The sequence below is a fragment of the Lysobacter sp. 5GHs7-4 genome (assembly GCF_021284765.1).
Classification (GTDB): Bacteria; Pseudomonadota; Gammaproteobacteria; order Xanthomonadales; family Xanthomonadaceae; genus Lysobacter.
The window spans coordinates 886,339-901,814 of sequence record NZ_CP089924.1; the positions used below are offsets into that span (position 1 = coordinate 886,339).

Consider the following 15,476-nt stretch of genomic DNA (forward strand, 5'->3'; position numbering starts at 1 on the left):
CTCGGGTGGGGGCCGGCAGCACCATCGCAGAACGGGCCGCGGCGATGCAAGCGCCCAGCCATCCAATCGCTTACGCACCGCTGACGGCATCGCAGCGCCCCGGGGTAGGAGCGGCGCAAGCCGCGACCGTGCACTCAGCCGCCTCGATGCCGGACGTGCGCAGTCGCGGCCGCCCTCAAAACATCTTGTCCGGATCCTTGATGAAGGTCCCCGCGAACTCCAGCCGGATGCCCTTGATCGCCGCTTTCAGCTTGGTCAGGTCGACGGTATCGGTGTCGCCAGCCTCCACCTTGGGCGAGGACAGCACCCAGTCGGTGTACAGCGTGGGCTCGGAATACGAGGTGCGGAAGTCTTCGGCGATGGCGGCGCGCACGCGGATGCAGTCGCCGGGTTGGTCGGGCGGGCTGCCGGCCAGGTCGTAGCGGAAGGTCAGGTTGACCGGCACGCCATGGAAGTGGAATTCCTTCATCTGCCCTTGGCTCAGACGCCGATCGTCGTAGGCGCCGTTGGTGCGCACGGTGAACTCGATTTCGCCCTTGCTGGGGCGTTGGCCGTCCACCCATTCCACCCAGGCGTAGATCTCGTTCACGCGCACGCGGCTGACGCGGCCCCAGTTGGCCAGCGGGCCGCGAGTGGGCGTGAGGCGCAGGTCGATGCGCTCGCCCTTGAGCAAGGCCTCGCAGGCATGCGTGGGCAGCGCGTACTTCTGCCGCGTGTAGGGTTGCGGCGGCGGGTTGAAGCTTTCCAGTGCGCGCGCCTGCAGCTTCTTCAGGTCGGCCAACGCGACCAGGTCGCCGGCCAGGTCGGCGATGCCGCGGTGGTGGTCGCGCGCGGGCAAGGCGTCGCTCAGCGCCCAGTAGCGGTAGGCGGCGTCGAACTGGGTCAGCGCCACCAGCATCGAACGCTGCACGGCGCGGTAGTTGCCCCACAGCACCACCATGGCCTGACCGGACAGCGTCTGTTCCTGCTTCAAGCCTTCGATCTCGGCCGCGACCGCGTCGTACTGGCGGCGCGCGATTTCGGTCTGCAGCTTGGAGCGCGCGATCTCCTGCACCAGCGGCGGCAGCGCGGCTTGTGCGGCGGTCAGCGCGCGGCCGTAGATCACCAGGATCTTGAGTTCCTTCAGATACTCCTCGGCGCCGCCGATGCCTTCCTTGATCGCCGGTGCCAGTTGGGTTTCCACCTCCACCCACAACTGGTCCCAGTACGCGCCGGCCGAGGGCGCGCCCTTGGCGTCGTCGGACATGGTCTCGCGGGTGAGCGCGGACAGGTCGTCGGCGAACTTCTTGGCGTTGTCGATCTTCTCCACGCTGGCGACGATCGCCATGCACATCTTGACGATCTTCTCGATGACCTGGCCGACTTTGACCAGCACCTTCATGATCTCGGCCAGCTTGGCTGCGGTGCTGGCCACGTCGGCGGCCGCCTTGGCCGCGCTGGCGGCGCCGCCGGCGTTGCCGCCGAACATCGAGGCCACGCCGGAGACGAAGGAGAACACCGCGCCGACGATGGCGAACGCGGCCTCGCGCTGCTTGGCTTCCTTCCAGGCGTCCATGCCGCGCTTGAACTCGCTTTCGGCGCGGCGCACGTTGGCGCTTTGCGGCTCGATCGAATTCTGCGCGCGCTGGATGTTGGCCGTGGCTAGACGCAGGTTTTCGGCCAGTTGCTGGCCGACCAACGTCTGGAAGGCGTTGCTGTCGTCCTTCTCGCCCAGCACGCGTTTGGCGGCCTGCTTGCGCGCGGCCAGGTCGTAGCTGCGGTCGCTGAGGCGGGCGAAGGTGCCGGCGTAGGCCTGCAGGGCGGGCACGTGTTCCTTGGCCAGGTCGCCGTAGAACGTGGCGCTCAGATACGGCACCTGGTCGGGGTCGAAACGCACCGGGCGCAGCAGTTCCTGCGCGCTGCGGCAGCCCAGCGCCACGGTCTGCCAGGCGCTTTGGTCCGGCATCAGCGCGATCAGGCCGTCCATGCGCGACAGCAGCTCCAGCGCCTGCTCGCCCTTGCCTTCCATGCCCAGCGCCTGCGCGGCGAACAGCATGCGCTCCAGCAGCGCCTTGCAGGCCGGCAGCGGCAGCGCGGTCAGGTTGATCGCTTCTTCGGTGAACGGCAGCGGTTTCTTCTCGTCCAGCGGGTAGGTGCTGACCACCACCTGCCGCGGCGTCAGCGGATTGGGCAGGTCGGTCTTGCCGCGCACCTCGTGCTGGCCCCATTGCGGGTCGTTCCATTTCATCCAGCGTTCGACGCTGCGCTTGACGGTGACCGGGCTGAGGTAGCCGACGTAGAAGCCCAGGCGGAAGGTGATTTCCCAGCCGCGCTTTTCCATCAGCAATTGCGCGCCGGCTTCCAGGCGCCGCGCCATCACCACGATGTGTTCGTATTCGCGGCAGAGAATGGGCGCGTCGTCGGCGTGCTGGGCGCTGACGGTGTCGGCGAAGATCAGCAGACGGTCTTCGTTTTCGCGCTCGGTCTTGATGCGGCGCGGCTGCTGTAGGGCATCGGCTAGGTCCAGGCGCATGCCCACCACCAGCCACCAGTTGTCGGCGCGGCTGACCCGCACCAGCGGGCCGGCGTGGTAGGGGTTGTCGATGATGGCGTCCCAATCGGGCTCGGCCCCGGCGGTGGGGGCGGTCGATAGCGTGGTCATGCAGCCTCCAGTGGTGTCCGCAAACACATCCGTGTTGCGGCGGGGGAGGCCAGGCCACGGGTTCCGGGACGTGGGCCGCAAGTGCGGCGAGTATACGCGCGCTTTAGATGCTTAAAAGGTGCCACTACCGTGCCGTGCGCCCGTGGGTTAGCTTGGCCGCTCGCCATTCCACAGGGGGAGTCGCATGGACGCTTACGGCAATCTGACCAGCGTCGAAGAGTTCTTCAGCAACCGGGTGCGTTTCGTCTCCTACTTGGACCCGGATGTGTCGATGGGCTATTTCCCGCCCGATGCCGATACCAGCGGCGCGCACTGCGCGCGCGTGCACCGGTTGTCGGCAGGCAACCCGAATCAGACGGTGTGGACGTCCAGCCCGGCCTCGCCGGACAGCTTCAGTTTGTCGCCGGACTGGGCGCAGTACCTGACCTGGCAATGCGGCGCGGGTGGCGTGCTACTGACCCAACCCATGGCCGACCCGGGTGACGGCAGCCTGGTCTTCGCGCCGGCGTTCAAGGTGGATTTCCTGCAGGGCGACTGCTGGTTCGCCTTGAACGACTTCGACCGCGACCAGGTGGTGGACATCAGCGAGTCGGGCACCGCCGAGGGCAACGCGATCATCGCGTTCCCGTGGAATGGCGGTGCGAACCAGATCTGGCGCGCGCAGGCGGTGTAACGCCCGTGGTCAGACGGCCAGGAAGTCCAGCACCGTCGCCACGAACTCGTCGTGAAACTCCACGTTCGCCAGATGCACGCCCGGCAGCAGCTTGAATTTTGCGCCGGGAATGGTGGCCGCGATCAGCTCGCCGTCGGCCGCGGTACTGACCGGATCGTACTGGCCGGCGATCACCAGGGTGGGGTTGCGGATCAAGGCGATGGGGCGGCGCAGGTCGGCGTCGCGCACGGCAGCGTAATTGCCGGCCAGGCCGTGGCGGTCGGTGGCCAACAGCATGGCGCGGTAGCGTTCCACCACCGGCGGGTTGGCCTGCAGCATGTGCGCGGGAAACCAGTTGGAGAGGAACACCTCCGCGGTCTCGCGCATGTCTGGCGCCTGCAGCACGGAATCGATGCGCGCGGCCCAGGGTGCGGCCGGCCCCCAGTGGGCGGCCGTATTGCTGAGGACCAGGCGGTCGATGCGTTCGGGCGCGTGCACGCCCAGCCACTGGCCGATGAAGCCGCCCAACGACAGGCCCAGGAAGTGCGCGCGTTGGATGCCCAGCGCATCCATCAGCTCCAGCGCGTCGCGGCCCAGGCGATCCAACGAATAGGCGCCGGGCGCGACGCCGGAGCCGCCGTGGCCGCGGGTGTCGTAGCGCAACACGCGGTAATGGCGCGCCAGCGCCGGGACTTCTTCGTCCCACATGTGCAGGGTGGTGCCGATGGAGTTGGACAGCACCAGCACGGGCAACGCCGGGTCGCCGTCGAAACGGTAGGCGATGCGGTTGCCGTCGCCGGCGTCGAGGTAGTGGGTGTCGCTCATGCCTGATCTCCCGAGGGCGGCGCCGTTGCGAACCGGACGGTTCGCGAAAGGGCGGCGCGGGCCATGGAAGACAGGCTAGTTGCGGCGGCGGTGGCTTGATATTACAAAGAGTTCAAAGTCTTTGTAAGAAAGTCCGACATGGCCGATTTCACCCTGCACGACCTGCAATGCTTCGACGCCGTGGTTCGGGCCGGCGGCTTCCAGGCCGCCGCGAACGTGTTGCACCGTTCGCATCCGGCGGTGTTCGCCGCCGTCGCCAAGCTGGAGCGGCAGCTCGGACTGAGCCTGTTGGACCGCAGCGGCTACCGCGTGCGTCCGACGCAGGCGGGACTGTCCCTGCATCGGCGCGCGCAATCGCTGTTGCGCGAACTCGACGGCCTGCGCACGCATGCCGAGCAACTGGCGATGGGCGAGGAAAGCGAGCTGCACATCGTGATCGGCGACCTGTGCCCGCGGCCGCAGGCCTTGGGGCTGTTGGGGCGATTCTTCGCGCAATGCCCGGGCACGCGCCTGCACCTGCACTTCGAGGCGGTCACGGGACCATGGGAGCGGCTGTTCGACGGCGATGCCGACCTGATCCTGCATCGCGTCGACAAGGGCGATCCGCGGCTGGAATGGCTGGATCTGGGCAAGGTCGCGATGGTGCCGGTGGTCGGCGCGGGTCTGCTGCCCACGCCGTTGCCGCGCGCGCTCACGCCCGAGCGCATGCGCGCCTACACCCAATGCGTGATGCGCGATACCGCGCGCCATACGCCCGCGCGCGACTACTTCGTGATCGAGGGCGCGCCGCAGTGCACGGTCGGCGATCAGCTGATGAAGAAGGAAATCATCCTGCAGAACCTGGGCTGGGGGCACATGCCCAGGTTCCTGGTCGAAGACGAATTGCGCGACGGACGGCTGCGGTCGATCGCCGGGCGCCATTTTCCGGGCCGCGTCGAGGAGTTGGTGGTGGCGCGTCGCCGCGACCGTCCGCAAGGACCGGTCGCGCAGCGGTTGTGGCAGTACCTGGAAACGCAGGCGCCGCAACTGCGGCTTGCGCTGGAACCCGGACCCGCCGTCGCGAAGACGCGCGCCAGGCGCGGAGCCGGCAAGCACTGAGGCGCAATGCGTTCACCCGTACCGCACCGCGTTCCGCCGGTCGTGCGTCTGCGTTTCACGGATAGCCACGAAACAGCGGTGTTTGCGGGTTGACCGCCGTCATCGGGCCGGGAAGACTGCGCTCACCCAAGCGGCATCCGGAGCGTAGGCGATGGATTGGCAGACGGTGGTAGTCGGCGTTTTGGTGTTGATCAATGTCGTGGCGTCGTTGGCGGTGATGCGCAGCCCGGTGTTGTCGGGCGGTCAACGGCTGGTGCAACTGGGGCTGATCTGGTTGCTGCCCTTGATCGGGGCGGTCATCTGCCTGGCATTCGCGATCACGGAAGCGCGCGCGGTGCGCGACTCCCTGTCGCCGGCTCAGGTATCCATCGATCATGGCGACGGCGGTTTCGTCGCGACCAGCCCGTTTGCCGGCGACTGTTTCGGCGGTGGCGATGCCTGCGGAGGTGGCGACGGGGGTGGCGGAGGCGACTGATCCCGCGGCGTTCCAGTAAGCTGGACGCATGCCCACCTATATCGCCCTGCTGCGCGCCGTGAATGTCGGCGGCACCGGAAAGTTGCCGATGGCCGAGCTGCGCGCGATGTGCGAAGCGGCGGGCTTCGAGGACGTGCGCACCTATATCGCCAGCGGCAACGTGCTGTTGCGCAGCGCCAAGGGTGCGGAGCACGTCAAGCGGACGCTGGAAAAGAAGCTGGCCGAGTACGCCGGCAAGCCCGTGGGCGTGATCGTGCGCGACGGCGCCGACCTGGCGCGGGTGCTGGCCGCCAATCCGTTTCCGCAGGGCGCGCCCAATCGGGTGGTGACGATCTTTCTGGACGCCGCGCCGCCCAAGGACACGCTGGAGAAGGCCAAGCACCTGCGCGACGAGCAGATCGCGCTGGGCGAACGCGAGATCTACGTGCATTACGGCGACGGCATGGCGGACTCGAAGCTGGCGATTCCCGCCGCGGCGACGGGCACGGCGCGCAACATGAACACCGTGGCCAAGCTGATCGAATTGTCGAAGGCGGTCTAGACCATCGCCGCATCGCAGCGTTGCATGCGCGGGCGCGCCGCTCGCTTGACCTCAAGCGCACTTGAGGCCTTAGCGTAGGGGCATCTCCCAGAGCTTTCGCCGCCATGACGCCGCAACTGCAAGACCTGGACCTCTATCTGCGCCGCCTGGGCTACGCCACCGCGCCGGCGCCCACCCTCGATACCTTGCGCGATCTGCAACTGCGGCACACCTCGACCTTCGCCTTCGAAACCCTGGCCGCGCTGCTGCACGCGCCGGTGGCGGTGGACCTGCCGTCGCTGCAGCGCAAACTGCTGCAAGACGGTCGCGGCGGCTACTGTTACGAGCTCAACCGGCTGTTTCTGGCCTTGCTGCAGGATCTTGGTTTCGAAGCGCGCGGCGTGACCGGCCGGGTGGTGATGGGCGGGCCCGAGGACGCGTTGCCGGCGCGCACGCATTTGTTCGTGCAGGCGACCGTGGCTGGCGTGCCCTACCTGGCGGACGTGGGCTTCGGCAGCATGGTGCCGACCGGGCCGCTGCGCCTGGACAGCGAGCAGCCGCAGGCCACGCCGCACGAGGACTACCGCGTGAGCCGTTTCGGCGAGGGATACATCCTGCGCGCCCGCGTCGGCGACGAATGGCGCGGTCTGTACGTGTTCGACCTGCAGCCCACCGCCGAGATCGACTACGTGGTGGGCAACTGGTACGTGTCCACCCATCCCGAATCCCCGTTCCGCGGTCAACTGTACGCCGCGCGCATGGGGCCGGGCCTGCGCAAGACCCTGCGCAACGGCAGCTATGCGGTGCACCGCCTGGGCGCGGCCAGTGAGCGAAGGGAACTGGAGGATGCCGACGCGGTGTTGGCGGTGTTGCGCGACGAGCTTGGCATCCGCGTGCCGGTGGATCGGGAGATTCACGCCGCGATTTCGCAGCGTTTGGCGCTAGCAAAGTAGCGACGCTGGCCGACCAGCCATGATGCGCATCAACGCACTCGCTGCGCGGAGCTGCACCCGGAATAGAACGTTTCGCAGGCGCCGCCGGAGTCCTGGCCGCACTGATTCAAAGCGCCGGATACCGCGTCCTTCTCGGACGGTGCCCTGAACGACACGAAGGTCCCGCCGTTGCCCTCGCCCCAGGCGGAAGCGGCGCATTGGTTGTGGTATTCCAGACTGATCTTGCAATTCGTGCCGCCGTGATCGCGGCAACGCGCCAGCGCAGCGTCCACCGCTTTGCGCTTGCTGGGCATGTCCGTCACGGCTCCCATGTTGCCCGTGGCCGAATCGATGGCGATCGCACCCCAGCGCGTCGCCCAGACGGGTGCCGGCGGCGATGAGTCGGCGTCGCCTTGGGTGGGTGGCCCGGGAATGCACTGCGACTGACCCTGTGTCCAATTGGGATTGGGCACGAAGTTGTCGGGACAGCCTTGCTCGGCTTTCGCATTCGCCGCCAAGGCGGCCATCAGCACCGTGGCCCACGCACATTTGGAAAGCTTCGCTTTGCCGCTCGCCAACGCTCTTGGATTGCTCACTGCACTTGCTCGGCGTAGCTGCATTCGGTCAGGAAGATCTCGCAGCTTTCCGCGCGCTGTCCGCATTCCCGCAATGCGACCTGCTTGGCCACCGTGGCGTTCACGCCGCCGCCTGCGGAGATCGCATACGTGCCCGCCGCCTCTTTGCCCGAGGCGATCGCCGCGCATTGATTGGTGAACGTCAGCAAGAGTTTGCACTGCGTTCCGCCGCGAACCTGGCAGTCGCGCATGGCCTCCTTCTCGGCCTTGCGCTTGCTCGTCATCGCCGTGGCGACGCCGATCTTGCCGGTCACGACGTCGCTTGTGAAGGCGCCCCAGCGCCGCTCCCACGTTTCGAACGGTCCGCTGTACCCGCTGCCGCCCGCCGGAATGCACTGGACATTCGGCGTGCCCGCCGCATTGGGAATGAAACCGGCGGGGCATCCGTCTTCCGCGGCCGCGGGTCTCGCAAGCGCGAGCATCGATGCCAGGACCAGTAAACCGCCGAAGTTTTTCATCTTGTCGTTCCCCAGCCGATTGCGCCGATAGATCGTGTGGTGTCGGCCTGCGGTTCGCGCAGGCGCAGCCGATCGTTGCGTCGCGGTCGGGAACCGGGTCGGGCGGGCGCGCGCCGGTCGAAACCAAGGCGTTCCTGACGGGTCCCGGCTGGAGCCGCCGCATGCCGATGGCGGCACTCGGGGATGGTATCGACGGCCGCTGCGCCAGCGCGCGCATGCGCCGTGCTGTGCGGCAAGGCGTGCGGCGGAGGCGCTACGCCGATGGCAAAAACGAACAGCCCCGCCGTAGCGGGGCTGTTCGAATGCGGTATTCGGCCGATCAGTGGTGCAGCAGCACGTCGGCGATGATGCCGGTGGCCACCGCGATCAGGATCATGCGGCCGTCGTCCATGCGCACCCAGCGGTGGCCGCGCGGCGGCGGGGCGACGTGGTAACGCGGGTAGTCGTCGATGTAGTAGCGCGGCTGCATGTAGACCACGTCGATGCGCTGGCCGCGGCGGTAATCCTTGTTCCAGCCGCGGTGGCGGCCGCGGTTGCCGTCGTAGCTGTAGTAGTAGCGGCCGTCGTAGCGGTCGTAGCCGCGGTAGTCGCGGCGGTCGTGATGGTGGCGGTCGTCGTCGCGGCGGTAGCGGTAGTCGTCGCGGCCGCGGCTATGGCGCCGGTCGTCGTCGTCGTCGCGATCGCGGTGGTGGCGACCGTGGCCGCGGCCGTTGTCGTGGTCGCGGTCGTAGGCCAGGGCGGGCGTGGACAGGGTGGCGAAGGTGAGCGCGGCGGCCAGCAGCAGGCGTTTCATGAAGCTCTCCGTTGACGTCGGGTGGCCCCGACTTGTCGTATGCGTGTGGCCGCATCATCGACGAAACGCGGCGCGCGTCGAGGGGTCGCGCGCGCCGCGTTTAACCAAGCTTTAAACCTCGCTAGCGCGCCGTTCAGCGCAAGCGTGACGGTAATCGCTTACACGAACATGCCGCCGGAGGCCTCGATGCGCTGGGCGTTGATCCAGCGGTTGTCCGGCGACAGCAAGGACGCGAACACGCCGCCGATGTCGTCCGGCAGGCCGACACGGCCCAGCGCGGTCTGCGAGGCGACATAGGCGTTGAGCTGGGCGTTGTCGCGCACGGCACCGCCGCCGAAGTCGGTTTCGATGGCGCCCGGGGCGACCACGTTGACGGCGATGCCGCGCGGGCCCAGTTCCTTGGCCATGTACTTGGTCAGCACCTCGATCGCGCCCTTCATCGAGGCGTAGGCGGCGTAGCCGGGCAGGGCGAAGCGGGTCAGGCCGGAGGAGACGTTGACGATGCGGCCACCGTCGGCGATCAGCGGCAGCAGCCTCTGGGTCAGGAAGAACACGCCCTTGAAATGGATGTTCACCAGTTCGTCGAACTGCGCCTCGGTGGTTTCGGCCAGCGAGGCATGGATGCCGGTGCCGGCGTTGTTGATCAGGTAGTCGAACTGCGTGCGCTGCCAGTGCGCGGCCAGGGCCTGGCGGACCTGATCGGCGAAGGCCTCGAAGCTGCGGCTGTCGCCCACGTCCAGCTGCAGGGCGACGGCGCGGCGGCCCAGGGCCTGGATCGCGGCGACCACGGCGTCGGCTTCGGCGCGGTTGCTGCGGTAGGTCAGGATCGCGTCGCTGCCCTGGGCGGCCAGCTTGAGGGCGGTGTTGCGGCCGAGGCCGCGGCTGGCGCCGGTGATCAGGGCGATGGTGGGGGCGGTCATGGCGGACTCCGGAGTGGGTGGGGACGGTCGCCACTCTATTGCCGGGATTTATCGCGATAAATCTGCATAATTCGATTTATCTGTTCGTGATTCACGAACAATGGCCGTCACCGGAGCGCCCGCCATGAACCAGATCGACGCCATGCACGTCTTCGTCCGGGTCGCCGAGCTGGCCAGCTTCACCCGTGCCGCCGACAGTCTGGGCCTGCCCAAGGCCAGCGCCTCCACCGCGGTGCAGCAGCTGGAAAACCAGCTCGGCACGCGCCTGCTGCACCGGACCACGCGCAAGGTCCAGACCACGCAGGACGGGCAGGTGTACTACGAGCGCTGCAAGGAATTGTTGGCCGAGATGGACGAGCTGCAGGGCCTGTTCCGGCAGGGGCCGCAGGCGCTGCGCGGGCGTTTGCGCGTGGACATGCCCAGCGGCATGGCGCACAGCGTCGTGATTCCGCGCCTGCCGGAGTTCCTGGCCCAGCATCCGCAGCTGGAGCTGGAGCTGAGCAGCGCCGACCGCCGGGTCGATCTGGTGCGCGAGGGCTTCGATTGCGTGGTGCGGGTGGGCGCGCTCGCCGACAGCGCGCTGATCGCGCGGCCCTTGGGGCAGTTCCGGGTCGCCAACTGCGCCAGTCCCGCTTACCTGCAGCGCTACGGCACGCCGCGGACGCTGGAGGATCTGGCCTCGCACCGCCTGGTCCACTACGCGGCCAGCCTGGGCGGGCGCGCCGACGGTTGGGAGTACTGGGACGGCAGCGCCTACCGCAGCCAGCCCATGGCCGGCGTGCTGACCGTCAACAACACCGAGGCCTACCGCAGCGCCTGCCTGGCCGGCCTGGGCCTGATCCAGGCGCCCTTGCTGGGGCTGGTGCCGGACCTGCAACGCGGCGCGCTGGTCGAGGTGCTGCCGCAGCTGTCGGCCGAGCCCATGCCGGTGTCGCTGGTGTACGCGAACCGCCGCAACCTGCCGCAGCGCGTGCAGGTATTCATGCAGTGGATGGCGCAGCTGCTGGCGCCGCACCTGGACGCGCCCGGCCGGGGGTCATAGCCGCGAAAAAAGTTTCGCAGCAGATGTCGATCCCGGGTGCCATGGATCGTCGCCAGGAAGAGCAGGCCGAACACCACCCCGTACCGGCCCGCCGATTTAGCCCTCCACTCACAAGGACTCCGTCATGACCACCAAGATCTTCGTCAACCTGCCCGTCCAGGACCTGGACCGCTCCGTCGCCTTCTATACCCAGCTGGGCTATTCGTTCAACGCCAAGTTCACCGACGAGAACGCCACCTGCATGATCGTCTCCGACGACATCTACGTGATGCTGCTGGTCAAGCCGTTCTTCCAGACCTTCGTCAGCAAGCCGATCGGCGACGCCCATCAGAACGTGCTGGCGATCCTCAGCATCAACGCCGAGGACCGCGCGGGCGTCGATGCGCTGGTCGAGAAGGCGATCGCCGCCGGCGCCAAGTCGCCCGAGGCCAAGGACTACGGCTTCATGTACCAGCGCGGCTACGAAGACCCGGACGGCCACCAGTGGGAAGTGTTCTACATGGATCCGGACGCCGACCCGAGCGCCGTGCAGGGCTGACCGTAACGCGGCGCCGCGCCTGCGCCGCTGTCCTGTCCTCCCTCGCGCATGCGTGCGGGGGAGGACAGCCAGGCCGGGCGCCTACTGCGAGATCGCGGCCGTGCGCCCAGGACCGAAATCGACCCGGCGGCGTTCGCGGATCGCGTCGCCGTCGATGCGGCCTTCGACCAGTTCATAGCCGAGCAGGGCGAACACGCGATCGCCGATGAAGATCGGGCGCGCGTTGCCGTACCAATCCACGCAGCTCACCTGGCAGCCGTCGTCGACGCTGGGCGAGGTGCGCGCGTCGAGCTGGCCCATACGGCTCAGGCGCAGGGCGCGGTTGCGCAGATAGACGACGCTGGCCTGGCCGGGCGCTTCGTGCGCGCGGGCATCGGTGCGCAGGATCGGCAGGCCGGCGATGCCGTCCTGTTCGCCGGTCGGCCGATAGAAGAAGCCGTGCGTGCGCTGGTCGCCTTCGGCTACCGACGGATAGACGTAGCGGCCTTCCAGCGCCGCGTGCTCGCCCAGGCGCACGCCGCTGAAGTGCAGGTCGTTGCCGCTGGGCCCGACCATCAGGGCGTGCTGCCCCATGGCCTCGATGCGGCCCACCGCGTGCGGCAGCGCCAGCACCTGCGGCGGGGCGTCGCTGGCGTAGCGCAGGGCCAGCGCGGTGCTGGCGGGGCTGCGTTCGGATTCGCCGTACCAGTCGGCTCCGCTGCCCAATAGCAGCCAGTCGCCGACATAGCGGTTTTGCAAGGAGCCGTAGCCGACGCGGATGCCGGGCAGGGCGCGGTAGTGTTCGCGGCGCGCGCTGGCGGCGGCGTCGCCGAACTCGTCCAGGGACACGCGCAACAGCGCCAGTTCGCCGGCCTGGGCCTGGTCGCGCCACATCGCCTGGCCTTCGTAGTCGCTGCCGACCAGCACGTTGAGATAGCCGTCGCGCTGCAGGAACGACATCTGGTCGATCGGGCTGCCGCTGGTGCGCAAGGCCGACGGCGCGGCGCCGTCCAGCGGCAGGCGGAACACCGAGGAGGTCGCGCGGTTGCGCTTCGGATCGGACGATCCGTTCACCCACACGTAGACCGCGTCCTGCGAGACGTAGAACTCGCGCGAGGGGCTGCCGAGTACAGCCGTGGCCTGGCAATCCAGTTCGGCCGCGGCCAGGTCGCAGACGCTGACGGTGTGCAGCACGACGGAGTACAGCTGCGTCGAGGTGTCGAGCGCGTCGAAGATGCGGTTGGCCGGCAGGATGCGTTTGAATTCGCCCGGCTGTGCGCCCGGCCGCCAGTGGCGCAGCGCGGGCAGGTGCGATTCGGGATCGTCCAGACGCACCGGCACCGGCGCGTAGAAGATCAGCTGCCGGCCGATCAGGCGGCTGGCGTAGTTGCGCTGCGAGTAGTAGTCGCCGCTGCGCAATTGATACGTGGCGCGATGGCGCAGGCCGCCCTGGTCGCCCAGTTCGAACACGCCGACCTCGGTGCCGCCGCGGTCGTAGCTGTAGCCGATCACGACCACGTCCTTGCCCGACACCAGCATCTCGTCGTACCAGGTGCCGCTGGGGTCGGAGCCGGGCGCGAACGCGTCGACGGTGGCGACCGGGCGCAGGCCGCCGTCGCCGATGCGGATCGAGAACAGGCGGCCGCGGCGCAGCACGATCAGGTAGTCGCCGGCCTTCTTGACGATGTCGCCCTCGTCCACGCCCTGGGTCTGGACGTTGGTGATGGTGTCGGCGGCGGGCGCGGCGGCCGGCGCGGCCACGCTCAGTTGCGCAGGTTCGCTCGCGGCGGCGGCGTCGGCCATCGCCATGGGGGCCGGCGGCGGCGACGGCGGCGGAGGCGGAGGCGGCGCGGACGAGTACAGCGCCTCGGCCTCGGCCTGTCGCCGCTGGCGGCTCTGCTGCACCTTGGACAGCGCTTTTTCGAACGCGGCATCGTCCTGGAACGCGGGCAGGCGATGGTTCGGTTGGGTGGTGGACGGTGTGGCGCGCGGGGCGCAGGCGGCCAGGAGCACGGCCCCCAGCGCGATGGACACGACGACGTTCCGGCTCATGCGGTTCCCCGATGCGGATGCGACCGCTCATGGCGAGCGGCGTGCCTGGGCCGGTGAGGCGGCCCGAGGGTGTCAACGCGCGGGGTGGGGGAATGGGGTCGAAGCATCGCTTCCGGCACAGTCCCAAGACCGGCGGGGTTGCGATCATCGCGCCATCCCACCCTGCGCCGCGACGAGTCCTCGATGAAGACGATCCTGCCCCAGCTCCGATTGCGCATGCGCGGCCTCGCGCCGATCTGTTGGCTGCTGCTGTCGGGCGCGCTGGCCGGGCCGGTCCTGGCGGGCGAGGGCACGGCGACGGCCGCGGACGGCACTCGCCTCCACTACGTCGACAACGGCCGTGCGAGCACGCAGCCGACGCTGGTGTTCGTGCCTGGCTGGGGCATGGACCATACGATCTGGGACGCGCAGTTGGCGGCGTTCGATGCGACGCATCGGGTGGTCGCGATGGACCCCCGCTCGCAGGGCGCATCGCAGCAGACCGGCAGCGGCAATACCCCGGAGGGGCGGGCGGGCGACATCGAAGCGGTGCTGGCCGCGCAGGGTCTGGACACCGTGGTGCTGATCGGTTGGTCGCAGGGCGTGCAGGACGTCGCGGCCTACGTGGATCGCTATGGCACCGGACGCGTCGCGGGGTTGGTGCTGGTGGATGCCGCGGTGTCGAACGGTGCGGCCGCGGTCGCCGCCGATCCGCAGGCCGCGCAGCAGTTACTGCAGCGGATGGCGGTGTATGCGGCGCATCCGCGCGAGTACCTGCGCGGGATGATGGGGGCGATCTTCGTCAAACCGCTGGCGCCGGAGCGTCTGCAGCAGCGGGTCGACATCGCCTTGCGCACGCCGGTGAGCACGGGCGTGGCGATGCTGGTGGCGGATCTGTACGGCATGGACCGCAGCGCTGCCTTGAAGAAGTTCGACAGGCCGACCCTGATCGTGGCCTCGGCGGGCTCGGCTGAGTTGCAGGCGCAGCGCGCAGCCGCCGCGCAGATACCCGGCGCGGTGCTGGAGGTCGTGACCGATGCGGGGCACGGGGTGTTCGTGGATCAGCCCGAGGTGTTCAACGCGGCGTTGCGGCGGTTCTTGCTGAAGGCGCAACGATAGCGGTTGCGACGGCGCGCGTCGGACGGGACGTCGGCGTGCGTGTGGCGCATCGCGGCTTACGCCGCTCCCACAGAGAGCAGGCGTCGCCGCCTTCGGAACTTCGCTTGGCCTTGGCTTGCTGTGGGAGCGACGTGAGTCGCGATAGCGCGGCTTCGGTGAGTTGTGCGGTCGCGGCTTACGCCGCTCCTACCCCAAGGCTGAGCCGTTGCCGCGAAGGGCTCACACGCCCGGTTGCTTGAGTTCGCGGTCGAGCCAGCGGTTGATCAGCGACTTCTCGTAGCGCAGCGGGTCGGTGTTGCTGAAGGTGTTGGCGTTGCTGAGGTAGCTCATGTCGCTGAGCTTGCGTTCGCCCTGCGCGATCACCTGGCCGTCGGCGCCGATGCGGCGGAAGTTGAGGGTGATGCGCGGCGGGTAGATGTCGCGGATGAAGCGGGTGTCGTTGAAGGCGATGCCGCGCCAGGGCTCGTAGTTGCCGGCGCGGCGGATGTCGACGATGTCGACTTCCAGGCGTTCGCCGGCGGGCAGGCGCTTCTGCGCGCGCTGGCGCAGGTGCAAGGCGAGATCCTCGACCCAGTTGCCGCGCTTGGCTTCGCTGGAGTTGCCGCTGTAGCGGATCTCGGTGAACTGGGCCGGATTTTCCCAGCGCACCTCGACCGGGCCTTGTTCGGGCAGCGCGCGCGGCGCGTCGGGGTCGGTGACGTTGCGGGTCTTGGCGTGGGCCGCGCCGGCCAGGCTCAGGGCGAGCGCGGCGGCGATCAGGGCGGGACGGAGAATCATGGGTGGCTCCGCATGCAGGGCGCGCTGTGGCGACGTCCCGA

Annotated in this window: 16 protein-coding genes; 8 read left to right on the forward strand and 8 right to left on the reverse strand. The window is 68.6% G+C overall.

Annotated features, from left to right (window positions below):
* Positions 1-175: 175 nt before the first annotated feature.
* Positions 176-2,641 (reverse strand): hypothetical protein, encoded by a 2,466-nt coding sequence (locus tag LVB77_RS03720; RefSeq protein WP_232908869.1) that lies wholly within the window; start codon positions 2,639-2,641, stop codon positions 176-178.
* A 184-nt stretch (positions 2,642-2,825) separates the two neighbouring features.
* Here LVB77_RS03720 and LVB77_RS03725 point away from each other — a divergent pair, with 184 nt between their 5' ends.
* Positions 2,826-3,314 (forward strand): hypothetical protein, encoded by a 489-nt coding sequence (locus LVB77_RS03725; RefSeq protein WP_232908870.1) that lies wholly within the window; start codon positions 2,826-2,828, stop codon positions 3,312-3,314.
* A gap of 9 nt (positions 3,315-3,323) precedes the next feature.
* Here LVB77_RS03725 and pcaD read toward each other — a convergent pair whose 3' ends face one another.
* Positions 3,324-4,118, reverse strand: a complete 795-nt coding sequence (gene pcaD / locus LVB77_RS03730) for a 3-oxoadipate enol-lactonase (RefSeq protein WP_232908871.1) — start codon at positions 4,116-4,118, stop codon at positions 3,324-3,326.
* 138 nt (positions 4,119-4,256) lie between these two features.
* On the opposite strand from pcaD, the gene LVB77_RS03735 reads away from it, so the two are divergent.
* The 4 genes from LVB77_RS03735 to LVB77_RS03750 all read left to right on the forward strand — a co-directional run bounded on the left by LVB77_RS03735 (position 4,257) and on the right by LVB77_RS03750 (position 7,164).
* Positions 4,257-5,216 carry a LysR family transcriptional regulator gene (locus tag LVB77_RS03735; protein WP_232908872.1) on the forward strand — a complete coding sequence of 320 codons (960 nt, stop codon included), beginning with the start codon at positions 4,257-4,259 and terminating at the stop codon, positions 5,214-5,216.
* Positions 5,217-5,367: 151 nt separating this feature from the next.
* Positions 5,368-5,691, forward strand: coding sequence for a hypothetical protein (locus LVB77_RS03740; RefSeq protein ID WP_232908873.1), 324 nt, complete (start codon positions 5,368-5,370; stop codon positions 5,689-5,691).
* A 28-nt stretch (positions 5,692-5,719) separates the two neighbouring features.
* Positions 5,720-6,232: a DUF1697 domain-containing protein gene (locus tag LVB77_RS03745; protein ID WP_232908874.1), complete on the forward strand. Its 513-nt coding sequence runs from the start codon at positions 5,720-5,722 to the stop codon at positions 6,230-6,232.
* 104 nt (positions 6,233-6,336) lie between these two features.
* Positions 6,337-7,164, forward strand: coding sequence for an arylamine N-acetyltransferase (locus tag LVB77_RS03750; RefSeq protein WP_232908875.1), 828 nt, complete (start codon positions 6,337-6,339; stop codon positions 7,162-7,164).
* Positions 7,165-7,193: 29 nt separating this feature from the next.
* On the opposite strand, the gene LVB77_RS03755 is transcribed toward LVB77_RS03750, so the two are convergent.
* The 4 genes from LVB77_RS03755 to LVB77_RS03770 form a co-directional block, all read right to left on the reverse strand.
* Entirely contained in the window at positions 7,194-7,739 is a 546-nt protein-coding gene (locus LVB77_RS03755; protein ID WP_232908876.1) for a DUF4189 domain-containing protein, read from the reverse strand.
* A complete protein-coding gene (locus LVB77_RS03760) occupies positions 7,736-8,236 on the reverse strand; it encodes a DUF4189 domain-containing protein (protein ID WP_232908877.1) in 501 nt (166 codons plus the stop codon). Before LVB77_RS03760 ends, LVB77_RS03755 begins: the two co-directional genes overlap by 4 nt.
* Positions 8,237-8,555: 319 nt before the next feature.
* Positions 8,556-9,029: an RcnB family protein gene (locus tag LVB77_RS03765; protein ID WP_232908878.1), complete on the reverse strand. Its 474-nt coding sequence runs from the start codon at positions 9,027-9,029 to the stop codon at positions 8,556-8,558.
* Between the two features lie 158 nt (positions 9,030-9,187).
* Positions 9,188-9,949 carry an SDR family oxidoreductase gene (locus LVB77_RS03770; RefSeq protein WP_232908879.1) on the reverse strand — a complete coding sequence of 254 codons (762 nt, stop codon included), beginning with the start codon at positions 9,947-9,949 and terminating at the stop codon, positions 9,188-9,190.
* Between the two features lie 124 nt (positions 9,950-10,073).
* On the opposite strand from LVB77_RS03770, the gene LVB77_RS03775 reads away from it, so the two are divergent.
* Complete coding sequence (locus LVB77_RS03775) at positions 10,074-10,991, forward strand: LysR family transcriptional regulator (protein WP_232908880.1); 918 nt, start codon at positions 10,074-10,076, stop codon at positions 10,989-10,991.
* A 124-nt stretch (positions 10,992-11,115) separates the two neighbouring features.
* On the forward strand, positions 11,116-11,529 hold the full coding sequence (locus tag LVB77_RS03780) for a VOC family protein (RefSeq protein WP_232908881.1): 414 nt from the start codon (positions 11,116-11,118) through the stop codon (positions 11,527-11,529).
* 81 nt (positions 11,530-11,610) lie between these two features.
* Here the strand turns inward: LVB77_RS03780 and LVB77_RS03785 are convergent, their stop codons facing one another.
* On the reverse strand, positions 11,611-13,560 hold the full coding sequence (locus tag LVB77_RS03785; RefSeq protein ID WP_232908882.1) for a beta-propeller domain-containing protein: 1,950 nt from the start codon (positions 13,558-13,560) through the stop codon (positions 11,611-11,613).
* 183 nt (positions 13,561-13,743) lie between these two features.
* On the opposite strand from LVB77_RS03785, the gene LVB77_RS03790 reads away from it, so the two are divergent.
* The gene (locus LVB77_RS03790) at positions 13,744-14,658 is read left to right on the forward strand and encodes an alpha/beta hydrolase (protein ID WP_232908883.1); all 915 of its coding nucleotides are present in this window, start codon (positions 13,744-13,746) and stop codon (positions 14,656-14,658) included.
* 219 nt (positions 14,659-14,877) lie between these two features.
* Here the strand turns inward: LVB77_RS03790 and LVB77_RS03795 are convergent, their stop codons facing one another.
* Positions 14,878-15,435 (reverse strand): DUF3016 domain-containing protein, encoded by a 558-nt coding sequence (locus tag LVB77_RS03795; protein ID WP_232908884.1) that lies wholly within the window; start codon positions 15,433-15,435, stop codon positions 14,878-14,880.
* Between the last annotated feature and the right edge of the window lie 41 nt (positions 15,436-15,476).